Source organism: Sphaerisporangium sp. NPDC051011 (assembly GCF_040653595.1).
In the GTDB taxonomy this organism is placed as follows: Bacteria; Actinomycetota; Actinomycetes; order Streptosporangiales; family Streptosporangiaceae; genus Sphaerisporangium.
Map to the genome: position 1 here is coordinate 667126 of NZ_JBFAGG010000002.1, position 17764 is coordinate 684889.

The window sequence follows — 17764 nt, forward strand, 5'->3', positions numbered from 1 at the left end:
CACTGAGGCCACTGAGGTCACGACTCCCGTCCACGCGGGTCGCGACCGGCAGACCACCCGGCCGGGCCGGACGCACCCACAAGGTGCCGGCCCGCCGGGTCCCCGGCACAGGCGCCGGCCGGTGAGTCCCGGCCCAGGCGGGGCAGGGGTTCCCCGGCTCAGGCCCCAGGCGGCGTCGCGGTGACCCGGGTCCACTCGACGCGGGCCTGTGCCGCGTTGCCGCCCGCCGTTCCCGTCACCCAGTGCGTCACCTGCGGCCTCTCTCGGCTGTCCTGGATCACCCAGGTCGCCCCGGTGTCGGCGCCGTCGCGGTAGAGCCTGGCCACGCCCGAGGACCCCACCGTGACCCGCCAGGTGGACGGCGCGGCGGCCGTGTTCGAGGCGTGGACCCTCTCCCACACGTCCGAACCCTTGCGCATCGTCCACACCCCGTTCTTCTGGACCGTCAGCATGAGCCGCCGGTAGCCGTTGGACACCTTGGTACCCAGGCTGACGCCCTCCCCGCCCGCGGGGTTCAGCGCGCTGTCGTCGTCCACCCGCCCGCGGAACTCCAGCGTGAAGTCACAGCCGTCGGCGACGTCCAGGCCGATCGACGCGCTGGACGCCCTGCGCCCGGTGCTGCGCAGGCGCAGCATGCCGTCCGCGACCTCTGCGGAGCCCCCGGCCCCGTCCAGCGTCCAGTCGCCCGAGGCGTCCCAAGCGCTGCTCGCGACGTTGTCCACGACCTCCACCGCGTCCACCAGCGCCTCCGACGGCGCGGCGGCCGTGCCCGAGCACCACACCGACACGCGGGGCGTCTCCCGCGAGTCGGCGACGACCCACCGCGCCCCCGTCTCGGCGCCGTCGCGGTATAGGACGGCGTCGCCGCGCGCGCCGACCGCGACCTGCCACGTGTGGGACGCGGAGGTGTCGATCTGGACGGCGTGCACGCGGCTCCAGCCAGAGGTCCCCTGGACGAACGAGTACACCCCGTCGGCCTGGAGCGCGAGCATCAGCCTCTTGGAACCCGTGGCGACCTTCAGCGCGAGCCCCGCGCCCGCGCCCGTGGCGGGGGTCAGCCGGGAATGGGAGACGACGCGCCCCCGGATCGACGCGACGAATCCGCTCGCCGGGCCGTACATCTGGGTGACGCCCGAGAAGCCGGTCGTGGTCCCGGCCTCGGCGTTGGCCAGGTGGAGGCGGCCGGAGTCGAGGGCCGCCGTGCCGCCGCCGGGCGCGACCGTCCACGCCGACAGGTCGCCGAAGCCGCCGCCGACGCCGGTGAACGACGTGGTGATGTCGAGCGGCGCGACCATGATGTCGGTCTGGTTGTGCTCCCAGACGACGAGGAAGCGGCCCGGCGCGTACTCGTCGGCGCTGGCGTACACGTCCCAGCCGCGGGCGGCGCCGGTGGTGAGGCGGGCGCCGTCGGCGAAGAGCCGGCCGGGGCCCCAGGGCGCGCGCGGGCGCTTGATCTTGTAGCAGAGGACCTCGCGGTACTGGTCCGGCTTGCTCGCGCCCGGCCCCGTGAACGGGCCGGCGAGGGTGTTGTAGATCGTGAGGTACCGGCCGCCGGCGTCCCGGGTGAGGAACCCCTTGACGTAGTAGTTCGGGATGTCCGGGTCCAGCGCCATCGGGGACCAGGTCAGGCCGCCGTCCCGGCTCGTGCACGTGGCCGCCTGCACCGCGTGGGTGCGGTAGTACGCGTCCCGCTGCGCGGGCGAGGTGCCGCCCCGCTTGTCGAGCGTGCGCGCCATCATGATCAGCGTGCCGGGCTCGTCGTGCGAGGCGATGACCTGCGGCTCCTCGATGCCGATGTCGGGAGGGTTCGCCGCCAGCCCGCCCGGCGTCCAGGTGACCAGGTCCGTCGAGCGCAGCACGCCCGCGCGGGTCTGGCCGCCCGCCTCGCGCCAGAACGGCAGCAGCCACACCCCTTCGTGCCTCAGCGGCTTGCCCGCGACCACGACGCCCCGCTTGTTGCCCGGCACCTGGACCGTGATCGGGAAGTCCGCCCACGTCCGGCCCGCGTCCGTGCTGCGCTTGGCGACCATCTGCACGGGAAAGCCGTCGACCTCGCCCTGCGCGTCGCGGTCGTCGGCGATGGTGATCCGGCCGAGCAGCGCGTACAGCGTCCCGGCGTCGTTCAGGAAGATCACGAAGTGGTAGCGGTGGGTGGACGTCGCCGCGGCCAGCGTGCCGGACGTCCAGGTGGCGCCGCCGTCCGTGGAGCGCGCGAAAAGGATGGAGCCCTGGTCGGTGGGGGAGGGGTCGCGGCTGTCCCGGACGCCCGCGCGCCAGCCGACGACCAGCGTGCGCGCGTCGAGCGCCACGATGTCGGGGACGCGGTTCCCCTCGTGCGCCAGCTCGCCGCCGGTGGTCGTGTCGACCGATCTGTACACGGTGACGGGCCTGCCGACCGCCGTTCCCACGACGTCGGCGTCGGGCCATGACCGGGAGGGGCGCGCGGCGGGGGCGGGGTTCATGGACAGAAGCCAACACGACTCCCGGTCCAGGCGCGCGTGGTCCGGCCGGGCATTAACCGGTTGTTCACCCGCGCCCCGGCGACGGCGCCGCCCGCGCGGGCGGCGCCGTCTCAGTGCCGTTTTGAGGGAGCCGTTAAGGGCTCGTACAGGTGAGGGTGGGCGTTCCGGGAGTGCCGGCGGCCACGTATCCGAAGGTCGTGGTGCCGCCTCCCGGGATGGTCCGGTTGTAGTCGGCGTTCTTGACGGTGATGTTGCTGCCGCTCACCGTATGGACGCCGTTCCACAAGCTGTTGATCGTGGTGCCGGACTGCAGCGTCCAGGCGGTCGTCCAGCCGTTGAGGGCCGCGCTGCCGTTGTTCGTGACCGTCACCTCGGCCTGGTAGCCGCCCGACCAGGTGCTGGCCGTCTTGAACGTCGCCGAGCACCCGCCGGTGCCGCCCGTGGGGGTCGGCGTCGGCGTGGGCGTCACGGTCGGGGTGGGCGTGGGCGTCGGGCCGGGGCCACCGCCGCCGGGGCCGACCCCCGTCACTTCGCCGTTGCCGCCGTCGAAGACGACGTCCGAGCAGTTGTAGAAGGTCTCCTGGCTGTCGGAACGCTGCCACACCGAGTAGATGAGGTGCCGGCCGCTCTTGCCGGAGGGCAGGGTCGCGTTCCAGTAGTAGTACGAGTCCGCGCTGCCGGGGTTGCCGACGCTCGGCGGGTCCTGGGCGGTGTAGAACGGCGTGCTCTCCAGGTCGCTCCAGGCCAGCGGGCGGGTCGGGCTCCAGCTGTCCTTGGTGATGTAGGTGCGGAACGCGCCCGGGTGCGCGGCCCACTTGTTGTACCGGAACTGGATGTTCCGCCCGGCGGTCAGGTGGGTCAGCGGCCAGTCGTTGCGGGCGAGGTCGAAGCCGCTGAAGTCGTACACGACCGCGCCGCCGCTGCACAGCTTCCCGTCCGGGATGAACCCGTCCACACGGCCGCCGCCGTCCGAGCGCAGGACGGCGAACCAGTTGTAGAGGGAGTTCGGGCCGTTCTGCGCCACCGCCGCCGCGCAGGCCGGGTTGTTGGGCCGGATCTCGCCCGACTGGGTCAGGCCGTCCTTCCAGCACAGATAGGTACGGCCGCCGGGGATCATCATGGCGCCGTGCGCCGACGCCTGGCCGGGCAGCAGCACGACGAGGAGCAGGGCGGCGAGCATGGTCGCCGCGCCCGTGAAGCCGATCTTTCGTCGCTTTCTCATGGAACACCTTTCGGAGGTCACGACGCAGGACCCCGGGGACGCGGGGACGCATGGCGGCGCCGCGTCCGCCGCGTCTCCGAGCACGGACGCCTAGGCACGTCAATGAGTCACCGGGGGCCTGCTGAGGTAACAGGTCGCCGCCGTGGGGCAGGAGCCGTCATGCGAAAGCGCTCACGCGTCTCGCACTCTAGGTCGACGTCGTTGTGGTGTGAATCGGCGTCGGGGCGGGCGGCCGGGGCGGGGGCGGGGGCGCGGGCTTCGCCGCAGGTGAGGGACGCGGGACGGGGTTGCGGACGGTGATAGTTTCATGAAATGTCGTGAAAGTTTCGCGTCGCCGGTCTTGGTGTCATCGTCCGGGACCCACGCGCGGAGGGGCCGGCGGGGAACGGCGCGGGCCGATGATCGGCCAGGATGGGGAGGTGCACGTACGCCCCATCTCGCCCGGCGCGCTGGTCGAGGAGCTCGCCGACCGCATCGCCGCGACGCCCGCCCCGGCCCGCGTGCGGGTGGCCCTGGACGGCGCGCCGCCGGCCCGTCCGGGGGACCTCGGGAACGCGCTGATCGGCCCGCTGCGCCTGCGCGGCCGCGAGGTCATGCGCGTCTCCGCCTCCGACTTCCTGCGCCCGGCCTCGCTGCGCTTCGAGTACGGCCGCACCGACCCCGACGCCTTCTACGACGGCTGGCTCGACGTCGGCGCGCTCGCCCGCGAGGTGCTCGACCCGCTGGAGCCGGGCGGCTCGGGCAAGGTCATCCCGACCCTGTGGGACAGCGCGATCGACCGCGCCACCCGCGCCCCGTACGTCACCGTCCCGCCCGGAACCGTTCTGATCATGGACGGCGCGCTCATGCTCGGGCGCTGGCTGGCGTTCGACCTCACCGTCCACCTGTGGCTCTCGCCGGGCGCGCTGGCCAGGCGCACGCCCGAGGAGCAGCGCTGGACCCTGCCCGCCTACGCCCGGTACGAGGACGAGGCCGCGCCGCGGGACCTCGCCGACGTGGTCGTCCGCGTGGACGACCCCCGGCACCCGGCGATCATCGAGCGCTGACGGCGACCCCGCCCGCGCGTTGGTGCGGCCCCGATCTCGCCCGCCCGTCTTGTCCGTCCCGTCCCGATCTCGCTCGTCCGTCCCGGCCTCGTCCGTCCCTACCGAGCCGGGGGCCGCGCAGGGGGTGCTCTTGGCGCGCCGGTGGGCATACCCGATACCTCCGTGGCTGTTTGACCTGGTAAGACGCTTTTCTTCCGACGGGACGTGGGGTCGTCGAGATGTGCGGAATCTGCGGATGGGTGGACTACGGCAGAGATCTCCAGGAGTCGAGGGACACGCTTCACGACATGACCGAGCAGATGGCATGCCGGGGGCCGGACGACGAAGGCATGTGGATCTCCCCGCACGGTGCCGTGGGGCACCGGCGCCTGGCGATCATCGACCTCGAGGGCGGCCGCCAGCCGATGATCGCCGAGGAGGACGAGGAGGTCGAGGCCGTCCTGACCTACAGCGGCGAGGTCTACAACTTCCTCGAACTGCGCTCCGAGCTGGCCGCGAAGGGCCATCGATTCCGCACCCGCAGCGACACCGAGGTCGTCCTGCGCGCCTACATGGAATGGGGCATCGGCTTCGCCACCCGCCTCAACGGCATGTACGCCCTTGGCATCTGGGACACCCGCACCGAGGAACTCCTGCTCGTCCGGGACCGCCTCGGCATCAAGCCCCTGTACTACTACCCGACCCCGTGCGGCGTGCTGTTCGGCTCCGAGCCCAAGGCCATCCTGGCGAACCCCCTGTGCCATCCGGTCGTCGACGCCGAGGGCATGCGCGAGCTGATCTCGTTCGTCAAGACCCCGGAATGCGCGATCTACCAGGGTATGTACGAGGTGCGCCCCGGCTCCGTCGTCGTCGTGAACCGCCACGGCATCGCCAAGGAGCGGTACTGGCAGCTCGAATCGCACGAGCACACCGACGACGTGCACGCGACCGTCCGCACCGTGAGGGGACTGCTCGATGACATCGTCGAACGTCAGCTGATCTCCGACGTGCCGCTGTGCACGCTGCTGTCCGGCGGGCTCGACTCCAGCGCGGTCACCGCGCTCGCCGCCAAGGCCCTGCACGAGCACGGAGAGGGCAAGCTGCGCTCGTTCTCGGTCGACTTCGTCGGCTACACCGAGCACTTCAGCCCTGATGAGATGCGCGACACACCCGACACGCCGTTCGTCCACGACCTCGTCGGCCACCTCAGGAGCCTCGGCGTCGAGCACACCGACATCGTCCTGGACTCCAGCGACCTCATGGACCCGGCCGTGCGCTCGGGCGTCCTGCGGGCCCGCGACATGCCCACCGGCATCGGCGACATGGACACCTCGCTCTACCTGCTGTTCAAGGCCATCCGCGGCCACTCGACCGTCGCGCTGTCCGGAGAGTCGGCCGACGAGGTGTTCGGCGGGTACAAGTGGTTCCACGACCCCGAGGCCGTCAACTCCGGCACCTTCCCGTGGCTGGCCTTGCACGGCACGCAGTTCACCGCCCTGGAAAAGGTCCTCAACGAGGACCTCGCCGACAAGCTGGACATCCCCGGCTACCGCGCGGCGCGCTACCGCCAGGCGCTGGACGAGGTGCCGCGCCTGCCCGGGGAGACCGGGCTGGAGGCGCGCATGCGGGAGATCAGCTACCTGCACCTCACCCGGTTCGTGCAGATCCTGCTGGACCGCAAGGACCGCATGAGCATGGCCACCGGCCTGGAGGTCCGCGTCCCGTTCTGCGACCACCGGCTCGTCGAATACGTGTTCAACGCACCGTGGTCGCTGAAGACCTTCGACGGGCGGGAGAAGAGCCTGCTGCGCGCGGCGACCGGCGACCTGCTGCCGCGGTCGGTGCTGGAACGGCGCAAGAGCCCGTACCCCTCGACACAGGACCCCGGGTACGAGAAGGCCCTGCGCGAGCGGGCCGCCCGGGTCCTGTCCGGGCACGTCGCCGCGGAGCCGCTGGTGGACATCGCCAAGGTGCGCGCCCTGCTGGACCTGCCGCAGGACGCGGTGAGCCGCCACGACGTGCGCGCCGCGCTGGAGGGGTTCCTGCAGTTCAACGGCTGGCTCGAACGCTACCGGGCGCGGGTCAGCCTGTAGGGCCGGGGACCTGGAGGGCGCGGCGTCGGCTTGGCGCTCCGGGTACGGCGTTCGCGGGCAGGGGGACGGCGTCTCCACTAGGGTGATCTTTCCCGCCTTCGTGGAGGTCGAGAATGCCCGCTACGCGACGCGCCACCGTGGCCGCCACCGCGTCCCTGCTCGCCCTGGCCGCCTTCGCCCCCGGGGCGTCCGCCGCCGAGGGCGACGAGATCACGGTCGCCGCCTGCCCGCCGGGCACCATGGAACCGGCCGAGCTGGACGAGGCGTGCGGCGGCGAGGCGCTCGGCGCGATGTTCACCGGCCTCGTCGAGTACCTTCCCGGCAGGGCCGCCACCCGGTACGCCGTCGCGTCCTCGATCACCACCAAGGACAACAAGGTCTTCACCGTACGGCTGAAGAAGGGCTGGCGTTTCCACGACGGCACCGAGGTGAAGGCCCGCAACTTCGTCAAGGCCTGGAGCCACGGCGCCCGCGAGAGCGCGAACGGCTCCTACTACTTCCAGCACATCGCCGGCTTCCAGAAGCCCGCGCGTTCGGGGGTGCTCTCCGGCCTGAAGGTGATCGACGACCACGCGTTCACGATCACGCTGAACGAGCCGTTCGGGGGGTTCGTCCCCATGCTCGGACGGCTGGCGTTCGCGCCGCTGCCCGACTCCTTCTTCACCAGCCGCTCCGAGTACCACAAGTCCCCGATCGGCAACGGGCCGTACCGCTTCGTCTCCCGCACCGGCGAGGACGTCACCGTCGAGCGGTACGACGACTACGGCGGCCCCGCCCTGCCCGCCGTCGGCCGGATCGTCTACCGCACCTACGCCGACTGGGACGCCGCGTACAAGGCGCTGCTGGACGGCCAGGTCGACTTCGCGCCGGACATCCCGCGCGCCACCGGGCTCGGCGGGCGCGTCGTGAACACGCCGTCCGGCGGCATCCATGTGCTCAACTTCCCCATGAGGCAGCCCAAGATCTCCGGGAACGCCGACTTCCGCCGGGCCATCTCCATGGCGATCCCGCGCGAGACCATCGGCAAGGAGTTCGGCGCGAGCCGCGTGCCCGCCGACTCCTTCGTACCGCCGCCCTCCCTCGGCGCCCGGCGCGGGACGTGCGGCGAGGCCTGCGCGTACGACCCGGCCGGCGCGCGCGCCGCCCTGGCCAGGGCCCGCGCCGCGGGGTTCGTCCCGCCCAAGACCTTCACCATCTACTACAACGGGGACGCGCAGCACTCCCGGTGGGCCAAGCTCGCCGCCACGGCCGCCACCAAGGCGCTGGGCGGGCAGGTGAAAGTGGTGGCCGCGAGCGTGCCGACCTTCGCGGACCTGCTGAGCCGGGCCGAGCAGGGCACGCTCCAGGGCGCGTACCGCTGGGCGTGGCTCCTGGACAGCCCTCACGTGTCCGACGTCCTGGCGACCTACCGCACCGAGGACTCCAGTAACCACACCGGCTACAGCGACAAGGGATTCGACGCCCTGCTGGCCGCCGCCGACCGCACCCCGTCGCCGTCCAAGGCCGGCGCGCTCTACCGCCGCGCCGAGAAGATCCTCGTCCGCGACCTGCCGGCCGTCCCGCTCTTCTTCTACCGCAACGTGGCCGGGTACTCGGACCGGCTCTCCAACGTCCACTCGACCCTGTTCGGCTCCCTGGACGTCACCTCCGTCCGGCTCTGACGCTCACAGCTCCTCTAACAAGCGACCGGGCGGTCTCTTATTGCTGGACGTCCGGTGTGAGCTGCGGCGAAGCGGGCCGGCGTCCGTCCGGGACCGGCTGAACAGACCACTGGTTTGCTAACGTGGCAGGGTGATCCACGCCGACTTCCAGCGCGCACGCCGTCCCGAGCAGGTCGAGATCCGCAAGGGGGTCATCCTGGCGATGGCGCGGGAGATGCTCCGCCAGCGGCCACTGGCGGAGCTGAGCCTGAACGAGCTCGCGAGCCGGGTCGGGCTGGCCAAGTCGAACGTGCTCCGCTACTTCGAGAGCCGCGAGGCGATCTTCCTGGAGATCCTCGACGAGCTGTGGCAGGAATGGCTCGACGCCCTGGACGCCGCCCTCGCCGCCGGAACCGAGTCCGTCAAAACCGAATCCGCGGGTACGGAGTCAGCGGGGTCGGAAACCGCGGGAACCGAAGCAGGGGGAAGCGAGGCCGCCGCGACGGGGGGCACCGCGGCTCAGGCGACGGCCGGCGCGGGGCCGTACGCGCGGGAGGAGGCCGTGGCGCGTGCCGTGGCCGATACGCTCATCGCGCGTCCGATGCTGTGCGAACTGCTCAGCGCCATGGCGGGCGTGCTGGAGCGGAAGATATCGGTCGACTTCGCCCGCCGGTTCAAGGAACGGGCGATGGGGAACGTCCGCCGCCTGGGCGAACTGGTCGGCCGCCACCTGCCCGCCCTGGAGGGCGCCGTCGCCGAGCACTTCGCGGGAGCGGTGATCATCGTGTTGTCCGGGCTGTGGCCCTACGCGCACCCCACGGAGGCCGTCGCGCGCGTCGCCGCTGAGCTGGGGCTTCCCCCGGCCGAGGAGGCCTTCCCGACCAACCTCCGTGACGGTCTGACCACCTACATCACCGGCCTCACAGTCCGGGCCGCCGAGCGCGGGGGAATGCGCGCCTACTGACCAGGCCCGCCACTCGGACCGTAGCTCGCCGGCGGCCGGTCAGCCGGTTGGGGCGCAGTCGGGGCAGACGCCGAAGATCTCCACCGTGTGGTCGACGTCGACGAAACCGGCCTCGGCCGCGACGCGGTCGGCCCACCGCTCGACGGCCTTGCCCTCGACCTCGACGCTGCGCCCGCACGAGCGGCAGGTCACGTGGTGGTGATGGCGGCCGGTCGCGCAGCGGCGGTACAGCGTCTCCCCGCTCTCGTCGCGGATCGCGTCGACCATGTCGTTCTCGCTCAGCACCTGAAGATGCCGGTAGACGGTGGTCAGGCCGACCTGCTCGCCTTGGCGGCGCAGCTCGGCGTGGATCTCCTGAGCGCTGTGGAACCCGGACAACGTGCCCAGCACCGACACCAGCGCCTCAGCCTGCCGGGTTCCCCTGACCCGGGTGCCCCGGGTCGGGGGACGGTCGAGCTTGGGCGTGGTCTGGGCCGATTGTGACGTCATGCTGAGCCCTCCCACATCGTGACGATCACCGGCCGCGAACACCGCCGCGTTTATGAACACTACCAACGCGTAGGGGTTGCTCCACGTTCCCTGGTTGAACGGCGCGGGCCCGGTCGCGAAGGCGGCGCGGGCCGTGTGTCGTGGCGGGCGTGGCGGCGGCGCGGGCGTGGCATGCTGGCGTCCGTCGTCCCGTCGCCGCACCCGGAGAACGAGGCCATGAGCGTTACCTGGCGTCACCTGCCCAAGCCCGCGCGGGCCATCGCCGAGGCCGCGACCGGCGCGGTCGAGGCCGCCCGGTCTCGTGACGCCGAGGCGTTCCCGATCGAGGCGGCACGGCTCGCCGCGCTCGACTCCGAGCAGGTCGGCAACGTGCTGGGCGCGGTGGTGCGGTCTCTGCTCGAAGAACTGCACCCCGACGGGCTGACGGCGGACGACGTGCGGAATCTTGTCGCGCATTCCGTGCGGTCGGCGACGTGGTTCCCCGGCGTCGAGGCCGATGTCGTGGTGATCCTGGTGGCCGGGGCGCTGGGCCTGCACCAGTCCGAGGCCGAGGGGTTCACCCTGGACGGCGCGGAGGTCGCGCGGCACGCGCCGCTGCTGATCGTGGACCTGCTCGCCGCCTCCGGCCGTTCGTGGAACGAGGTCCTGGCGGCGGCCTTCGCCGGCATCGCGCTGATCGAGATCGCCGAGACCCCCTGACAGCGCTCTGGGACGCCTGACGCGGCCCCGGGACGTGCTGACGAGGGCTCGTGGCCGGTCGATGTGGCCCGATGGTGAGGGTTTGGTGGCCGGGGGGCTTGGCCCAGGGGAGGCCTGGAACCGTCGCTCAGTAGAGGTGCGCGGCCGAGCCTGCGAGGGCGGGCCGCGCGAGGTGACGCCAGGTCGGCCGCACGCCCGTGACGCGCTCGGCGAGGGCCATCGCGGCGAGGACGGCGGTGTCCGGGCCCGCGCCGGTCGCCGTGCCGTCGTCGTCCATGTCAGCCGTTGTGCCGACGGACATGCCCTGACCAGGAGGATCGGCGGCGTCGTGGCCGGTGGGCAGGCCCACGGCGCGCATCTGGGGGAGGAGCCGGTCGGGGGACGGGCCCCAGCGTCCGTCCGGGAGGCCGGGCTCGAACCCGGTGACGAGGTGGCCGTCGGCGGCGAAGAGGAACTGCGGCCCGTCCTCGGCGTCGAGGTACACGGTCGCCGTCACCGTGCCCGCCGAGAGGCGCCGGGTGACCTCGGCCAGGGTGCCCGCGCGGCCTTCGTCCTCCAGCAGGACGGCGCCGCCGATCGCGGCGTACGCGGTGATCGGGTGGGCGTCCGACGTCTTCCCGGGGTCGTCCGCGGGCCGGCCCGCCACCGCGAGGCGGCGGAAGGCGTCCTCCGGGGTGAGGTCGCGGACGAACGTCAGGCAGAAACCGGACGTCCATAAGCTGTCGCCGTATTTCTCTTCGAACCATGCGTAATCGGCTGCCGTCGCGTCGGCCATCGCGCGATCCCTTCGACGGTTTCGGCCCTGCGGCATGATCTTGCCAGCCCGCACCGACAGAAATCCGCCACTCGCCGAGTCCGGTCCGGCGGGGCCTCAGGTCCTTGGAGGGGTACCGGGTGCTTGGTAAGAGGCCATCGGTCTGATAGCTTGACGGATATAGCGGACCAATGGTCTTTTATGCTGACGAGGAGCCAAGATGGGCAGCGCTTCGTACGACATCGAAGTTCCGGGCCAGGCGGGGAAGCTGGCCGTGGTCACCGGCGCGAACAGCGGCATCGGGCTGGAGACGGCCCGCCGCCTCGCCCTCGCGGGTGCCGACGTCGTGCTCGCCGTGCGAGACCTCGCCAAGGGCGCGAACGCGGTGGCGGACATCCGCGCCGGAGGGCCGAAGGGCGAGGTCACGGCCGAGCGGCTCGACGTCTCCAGCCTCGACGCGGTCGCCGCCTTCGCCCAGGCGATGATCGACGGCGGGCGGCCGATCGACATTCTCGTCAACAACGCGGGCGTCATGGCCGTGCCCGGGCGCACCGCGACCCCCGACGGCTTCGAGCTGCAGTTCGCGACCAACTACCTCGGCCACTTCGCGCTCACCGGCAGGCTGCTCCCGCTGCTGGTCAAGGCCGGGTCGTCCCGGGTCGTGCACGTCAGCAGCGCCCTGGCCAACATCGGCAAGATCGATTTCGGGGACCTGAACGGCGACCGGCACTACCGTCCCACGCGGGCGTACGCGCAGTCCAAGCTGGCCAACCTGCTGTTCGCCCTGGAACTGGAGCGGCGGAGCGCGCGCGAAGGGTGGGGAGTGACCAGCATCGCCTCCCACCCCGGCTCCACCAGGACGAACCTGCAGGCCAGCGGCCCGAACCTCGGGCGGGACACGAACCGGGGGCCGGGCGCCAACAGGCTCGGCGAGCGCTTCGGCATGAACATGGCGCCCGCCGAGGGCGCGCTCGCCACGATCCTCGCGGCCACCGGCCCGGACGTGCGCGGCGGCCAGTACTACGGGCCGCGCGGGCTGTTCGGCATTGTCGGCAGGCCGGGCCTGGCCAAGATGCCGCGCCGGGCGCACGACGACGCCGTGGCCGCGCGCCTGTGGCAGACGGCCGAGACCCTCACCGGCGTCTCTTACGCCCCCGGCTCCGTCGCCGCCTGAGGCGCCCGGGACGTCGGCGTGTCCGGCGCGGGTGCACGGTCCACTGCGGCGGTCCGGGACAATAGAGGCGACAGGCTTTCTGATTCGATTAGCGAATCGTAGTTAGGTCGTGGCATGCTGTTACCGGCACGCCCGGCGCCCAGGCGACGTCGGGCACCCTCCCCGGTCAGGCCGTGCACGCCTGACCGGTCAGCGTCCGGAGGGACGTGCTCGACGGGCCGGCGCTCCAGTTGCCGGCACCAGGGCACGAAGACGATTGGTGAATACTGGGCAGCTCGTTGTGCCTTGATTCTGTGTAACACACAGGATCGCTAAGCCAATCAGAGACGCTCTCTAGGAAGGATGTGCCCATCGTGGCTATGAGCCCTGAGGCCGATTGGGTCTCACGATTCGCGGACGAGGTCATTGCCGAGGCGGAGCGCCGCGCTCCCGGCAAACCGATCGTCTGCGCGTCGGGCCTCAGCCCGTCGGGCCCGATCCACCTCGGCAACCTGCGCGAGGTCATGACGCCTCACCTGGTCGCCGACGAGATCCGCCGCCGGGGCCACGAGGTCGTGCACATCATCTCGTGGGATGATTTCGACCGGTTCCGCAAGGTGCCCGCCGGGGTCGACTCCTCGTGGTCGGAGCACATCGGCAAGCCGCTGAGCTCCGTGCCCGCCCCGCCCGGCAGCGAGTACCCGAACTGGGCCGAGCACTTCAAGGCGCCGATGATCGCCGCGTTGGCCGAACTCGGCGTCGAGTACCGCGGCATCAGCCAGACCGCGCAGTACACCTCGGGTGCCTACCGCTCGCAGATCTTGCTCGCCATGCGCGAGCGCGCGCGCATCGACGCGATCCTCGACCGCTACCGCACCAAGGGCAAGCAGGCCAAGAAGGCCCCCCAACAGGGGCTGGACGAGGCCGACGCCGCCGCGGCCGAGGCGGCGGCCGAGGGCTCCGGCGCGGCGAGCGAGGACGACGGGACGGCCGCGGCGGGCTACTTCCCGTACAAGCCGTACTGCTCGGTGTGCGACCGCGACATGACCACGGTCACCTCCTACGACGACGAGACCACCGAGCTGTCCTACACCTGCGTGTGCGGCCACTCCGAGACCGTCCGGCTCTCGGAGTTCGACCGGGGCAAGCTGGTGTGGAAGGTCGACTGGCCGATGCGCTGGGCGTACGAGGGCGTGGTGTTCGAGCCCTCCGGCGTCGACCACAGCTCGCCGGGGTCGTCCTTCGTCGTCGGCGGGCACATCGTCAAGGAGATCTTCGGCGCCGAGCAGCCGATCGGGCCGATGTACGCGTTCGTCGGCATCAGCGGCATGGCCAAGATGAGCAGCTCCAAGGGCGCCGTGCCGACCCCGGCCGACGCCCTGGCCATCATGGAGGCGCCGCTGCTGCGCTGGCTGTACGCGCGGCGCAAGCCGAACCAGTCGTTCAAGATCGCCTTCGACCAGGAGATCCAGCGCACCTACGACGAGTGGGACACGCTGCGGCGCAAGGTCGACGAGGGCACGGCCCTGCCGGCCGACCTGTCCGCGTACGGCCGGGCGGCGGCCACCGCCGCGGGCCCGCTGCCCACGACGCCGAGGCCGCTGCCCTACCGCACGCTGGCCTCGATCGTCGACGTGACCACCGGCCACACCGAGCAGACGCTGCGCATCCTGCGCGATCTCGACCCGGAGCACCCGATCACGTCCCTGGACGAGACCCGGCCCCGGCTCGACCGCGCCGAGCGGTGGGTCACCACGCAGGTCCCCGCCGAGCAGCGCACCCGCGTGCGCGAGGAGCCGGACGTCGCGCTGCTGGCGTCCCTCGGCGACCGCGAGCGCGAGTCGCTGCGCCTGCTGCTGGACGGCCTGGACGAGCACTGGTCGCTGGACGGACTGACGACGCTGGTGTACGGCGTGCCGAAGGTCCAGGCCGGGCTCACGCCCGACGCCAAGCCGACGCCCGAGCTCAAGGTCGCGCAGCGCGAGTTCTTCGCGCTGCTCTACACGCTGCTGGTCGGGCGGGACACCGGCCCGCGCCTGCCGACGCTGCTGCTGGCGGCCGGCGCCGACCGCGTGCGCGAGCTGCTCGGCGGCTGAGTTCGCCCGCGAGGGGCCGTTCCGGGACGTTCCCGGGGCGGTCCTTTCGTCTCTTATCCCGATTTCCCTCGTATGGTGCTCGGAATCACCGCGGGTCATGCCCGGCTTTTCACACGCCGTCCCCCTCTCCGAGGAGCGACTGGGCGCTCTGTCGTGTCTCGCCCATCGGTCGTCACATATCCCGGGTTTGGGGTCGGAAATCCGCATCCACCGCCGAATCCCCTAAGATCCTTGATGTACTAAGTCATCGTGCGAGGAGTGGCGTGAGCGAGCCGAAGGCACCAGCGGGAGTCGATCCGTTCACGCCGAGCGTCGCGAGAATGTACGACTACTACCTCGGTGGCAAGGACAACTTCGCGTCCGACCGCGAGGCGGCCGAGAAGATCATCGAGATCCTCCCGAACATCCGCGACATCGCCCGCGAGAACCGCGAGTTCCTCGTCCGCGCCGTGACGTACCTCAGCCGCCTGGGCATCCGCCAGTTCCTGGACATCGGTGCCGGGCTGCCGACGCAGCGCAACGTCCACCAGGTCGCCCAGGAGCTCGCCCCCGACTCCCGCATCGTCTACGTCGACAACGACCCCATCGTCCTGTCGCACGCCCGCGCACTGCTGGCCGAGAACGAGCGCGTGGTCGCCGTGGGCGCCGACATGCGCGACCCGGAGGCCCTGCTCGGCCACAAGGAGATCCGCTCCCACCTGGACTTCTCGCGACCCGTGGCGATCCTGCTGGTCGGCGTGCTGCACTTCGTCCCGGACGACGACGAGGCCGCGCGCATCGTCACGGCCATGAAGGGCGCGCTCGGGCCCGGTGGCCACCTGGTGATCTCCCACGGCTCGGTCCGCGCCCTGAGCCCCGAGAAGGAGCGCCAGGGCCACCAGGTGTTCAGCCGGACGACCGTGCCGGGGACGAAGTCCCGGTCGGCCGAGCAGGTGCGCGCCTTCTTCGACGGCCTGGAGATGATCGAGCCCGGCGTCGTGGAGCTCCAGGACTGGCGTCCGGACGTGCATCTCTCGCTCGTCAGGCCAGGTGAGGCGGGCGCGGTCGGCGGCCTCGGCCGCGCGGTCTGACCCCTCCGGCTCCCCGTACATTCTCGACGGGCCCCGGTCTCCGGCCGGGGCCTTTTCGCGTCCCCGGGCATGCGCACGGGCTTCAGGGCACGCCTCGACCCGTCACGGCCGGTGTGGCCGATGTCACGCGCGGCTCCCGTCTCGGTGCCGCCATGCCCGCCGTCGCCCGCCGTCGCCCGCCGTCCGAGGGCATCGTCGCAGGTAGAGGACTAGATAAAAGATAGCTTCATGCTAAGCTGTGTGAACGAAAAAATTGACCACCCTGTCCTGGCGCCCGTATGGTCCTGGCAATCGGGGACCTGGAGCACTTTTGATGAAGCGACTCACAGCGATCGCCGCCCTGGCGGTGGTCGCGACAGCCACCGCCTGCGGCACCACGGGGAACTCCTCCAGCGGGCCTGGAGGCATATACACGACGATCGACGGTTCGAAGCAGATCGACGCCAGCGCGCCGATCAACCCCTTCAACCCGCAGGGCAGCACGTTCATGGGCTACGACGCGATGTCGCTGGGCTGGCCCAAGAACGATCTGATGAACCCTGACCTGTTCTACCCCGGCCTCGCCGGAAGCTGGTCGGTCACGCCCGGCCAGGGAGAGGTCGTCATCCACCTGCGCCCGCAGGCCCGCTGGTCGGACGGCAAGCCCGTGACCAGCGCGGACGTCCGCACGTCGATCGGCCTCGCCTACACACAGGGCGGCAGCGCGTACACCGTGAACGCGGGCGCCGCCGGGGCCGCGGCCGACATCACGGTGGTCGACGCCAAGACCGTCAAGATCACCCAGGGCGCCAACCGCAGCAACGCGTTCCTCAGGAACGTCCTGTCGACGGTCATCGTGCCCGACCACGTCTACGGCCCGCTGCTGCCCGCCGGCTTCTGGGCCACGCTCAAGGCCGCCCGGGGCACCGGCCCGGCCGCCGACAAGGCCAAGGCCCAGATCACCGGCCTGTCGCAGAAGGTCATCGGCTTCTCGCCGCCGGAGGACGTCTCGGCGGGCCCGTTCGTGCTGGAGCGGATCAACCCCGGGGCCGCGCTGCTGAAGAAGAATCCCCACTTCTACGACGCCCACAAGATCGTGCCCGACAAGGTGAAGGTGCTCAACTACACCGGCAACGAGCAGATCTGGAACTACCTGGTCTCCGGCAAGCTGGACAACGCGCCGTTCACCGCCGTGCCGGCCGCCGTCATGGCCCGCATCAAGGCCACCAAGGGCAACGAGATCCGCAAGGGCTACTCCCCGGTGGCGGCGTCGCTGGCGTTCAACCAGGCGCACAAGCCGTACGACAACGTGCACGTCCGCCGCGCGCTGGCCTACCTGATCGACCGCGCCCAGCTCACCAAGATCGCCTCGCCCGAGGCGGGCACGCCGTCCGTCACGACCACCGGCATCCACGGCACCGCGGCCAAGGCGTGGCTCGGCGACGGGCTCGCGAAGCTGAACCCGTACAAGATGGACCCGGCCAAGGCCACGAAGGAGCTGAAGGCGGCCGGCATGGTCAAGAGGAACGGCCTGTGGGCGATGCCGGACGGCAAGCCCTGGAAGGTGCGCCTCACCGTGCCCGCCGAGTTCTCCGACTGGGTGGCGGCGGCCAAGTCGATCGCGAGCCAGCTCAACGACCACGGCATCGACGCGACCGTGACCACCTCGGCCGACTACACGCTCTACCTGGACGAGCTGGCGTCGGGCAAGCTCGACATCGGGTTCTGGCTGATGGCGCTCGGCCCGTCGCCGTACAACATCTTCCAGCGCCTCTACGGCTCGGCCAACGGCTGGTCGCTGCTCGCGGGGCGGCTGCGCCACTCGCCGCCCGGCAAGGACGGCAACTGGATGGGCGGCCCCGAGGTCGTCGGCGGGGTGAACCCCGGCGAGCTCACCAACCGCCTGAACCTGGCCATGCCGGACGAGCAGCAGCGCATCGTCGGCACGCTCGCGGGGCTGACGAACCAGCAGCTCCCGGTGATCCAGCTCTACGACTACGTCAACACCCAGTTCGTCAACACGACCCGCTACACCGGCTGGCCTCCGGCCGGCAGCGAGGCGCTGCGGCTGCCCGCGGGCGTGTGGATGCAGCTCGGCATGATCGAGAAGAAGTAACC

At 71.4% G+C, this 17764-nt stretch carries 13 protein-coding genes; 9 read left to right on the forward strand and 4 right to left on the reverse strand.

Annotation, left to right across the window (positions count from 1 at the left end; all coding sequences use genetic code 11):
* Positions 1-158 precede the first annotated feature (158 nt).
* Positions 159-2462 (reverse strand): sialidase family protein, encoded by a 2304-nt coding sequence (locus tag AB0H21_RS07175; protein ID WP_358512956.1) that lies wholly within the window; start codon positions 2460-2462, stop codon positions 159-161.
* Between the two features lie 133 nt (positions 2463-2595).
* Entirely contained in the window at positions 2596-3684 is a 1089-nt protein-coding gene (locus AB0H21_RS07180) for a lytic polysaccharide monooxygenase (protein ID WP_358512958.1), read from the reverse strand.
* A gap of 419 nt (positions 3685-4103) precedes the next feature.
* Between AB0H21_RS07180 and AB0H21_RS07185 the strand changes: the two genes are divergently transcribed.
* From AB0H21_RS07185 to AB0H21_RS07200, 4 genes are all read left to right on the forward strand, one after another.
* Positions 4104-4730: a uridine kinase gene (locus AB0H21_RS07185; RefSeq protein ID WP_358512960.1), complete on the forward strand. Its 627-nt coding sequence runs from the start codon at positions 4104-4106 to the stop codon at positions 4728-4730.
* A 218-nt stretch (positions 4731-4948) separates the two neighbouring features.
* The gene (asnB, locus tag AB0H21_RS07190; protein ID WP_358512962.1) at positions 4949-6802 is read left to right on the forward strand and encodes an asparagine synthase (glutamine-hydrolyzing); all 1854 of its coding nucleotides are present in this window, start codon (positions 4949-4951) and stop codon (positions 6800-6802) included.
* 113 nt (positions 6803-6915) lie between these two features.
* On the forward strand, positions 6916-8463 hold the full coding sequence (locus tag AB0H21_RS07195) for an ABC transporter substrate-binding protein (RefSeq protein WP_358512964.1): 1548 nt from the start codon (positions 6916-6918) through the stop codon (positions 8461-8463).
* A gap of 130 nt (positions 8464-8593) precedes the next feature.
* The gene (locus tag AB0H21_RS07200) at positions 8594-9406 is read left to right on the forward strand and encodes a TetR family transcriptional regulator (RefSeq protein WP_358512966.1); all 813 of its coding nucleotides are present in this window, start codon (positions 8594-8596) and stop codon (positions 9404-9406) included.
* Positions 9407-9445: 39 nt separating this feature from the next.
* Here the strand turns inward: AB0H21_RS07200 and AB0H21_RS07205 are convergent, their stop codons facing one another.
* Positions 9446-9895 (reverse strand): Fur family transcriptional regulator, encoded by a 450-nt coding sequence (locus AB0H21_RS07205; protein ID WP_358512968.1) that lies wholly within the window; start codon positions 9893-9895, stop codon positions 9446-9448.
* A gap of 216 nt (positions 9896-10111) precedes the next feature.
* Here AB0H21_RS07205 and AB0H21_RS07210 point away from each other — a divergent pair, with 216 nt between their 5' ends.
* A complete protein-coding gene (locus tag AB0H21_RS07210) occupies positions 10112-10594 on the forward strand; it encodes a hypothetical protein (protein ID WP_358512970.1) in 483 nt (160 codons plus the stop codon).
* 127 nt (positions 10595-10721) lie between these two features.
* On the opposite strand, the gene AB0H21_RS07215 is transcribed toward AB0H21_RS07210, so the two are convergent.
* Entirely contained in the window at positions 10722-11369 is a 648-nt protein-coding gene (locus tag AB0H21_RS07215; RefSeq protein WP_358512972.1) for a DUF6461 domain-containing protein, read from the reverse strand.
* A 199-nt stretch (positions 11370-11568) separates the two neighbouring features.
* Between AB0H21_RS07215 and AB0H21_RS07220 the strand changes: the two genes are divergently transcribed.
* The 4 genes from AB0H21_RS07220 to AB0H21_RS07235 all read left to right on the forward strand — a co-directional run bounded on the left by AB0H21_RS07220 (position 11569) and on the right by AB0H21_RS07235 (position 17762).
* Positions 11569-12522, forward strand: coding sequence for an SDR family oxidoreductase (locus AB0H21_RS07220; protein ID WP_358512974.1), 954 nt, complete (start codon positions 11569-11571; stop codon positions 12520-12522).
* A gap of 359 nt (positions 12523-12881) precedes the next feature.
* Positions 12882-14597, forward strand: a complete 1716-nt coding sequence (lysS, locus tag AB0H21_RS07225; RefSeq protein ID WP_358513048.1) for a lysine--tRNA ligase — start codon at positions 12882-12884, stop codon at positions 14595-14597.
* Positions 14598-14860: 263 nt separating this feature from the next.
* Positions 14861-15667 carry an SAM-dependent methyltransferase gene (locus tag AB0H21_RS07230; protein ID WP_358512976.1) on the forward strand — a complete coding sequence of 269 codons (807 nt, stop codon included), beginning with the start codon at positions 14861-14863 and terminating at the stop codon, positions 15665-15667.
* A 313-nt stretch (positions 15668-15980) separates the two neighbouring features.
* Positions 15981-17762 carry an ABC transporter substrate-binding protein gene (locus tag AB0H21_RS07235; protein ID WP_358512978.1) on the forward strand — a complete coding sequence of 594 codons (1782 nt, stop codon included), beginning with the start codon at positions 15981-15983 and terminating at the stop codon, positions 17760-17762.
* Positions 17763-17764 lie beyond the last annotated feature (2 nt).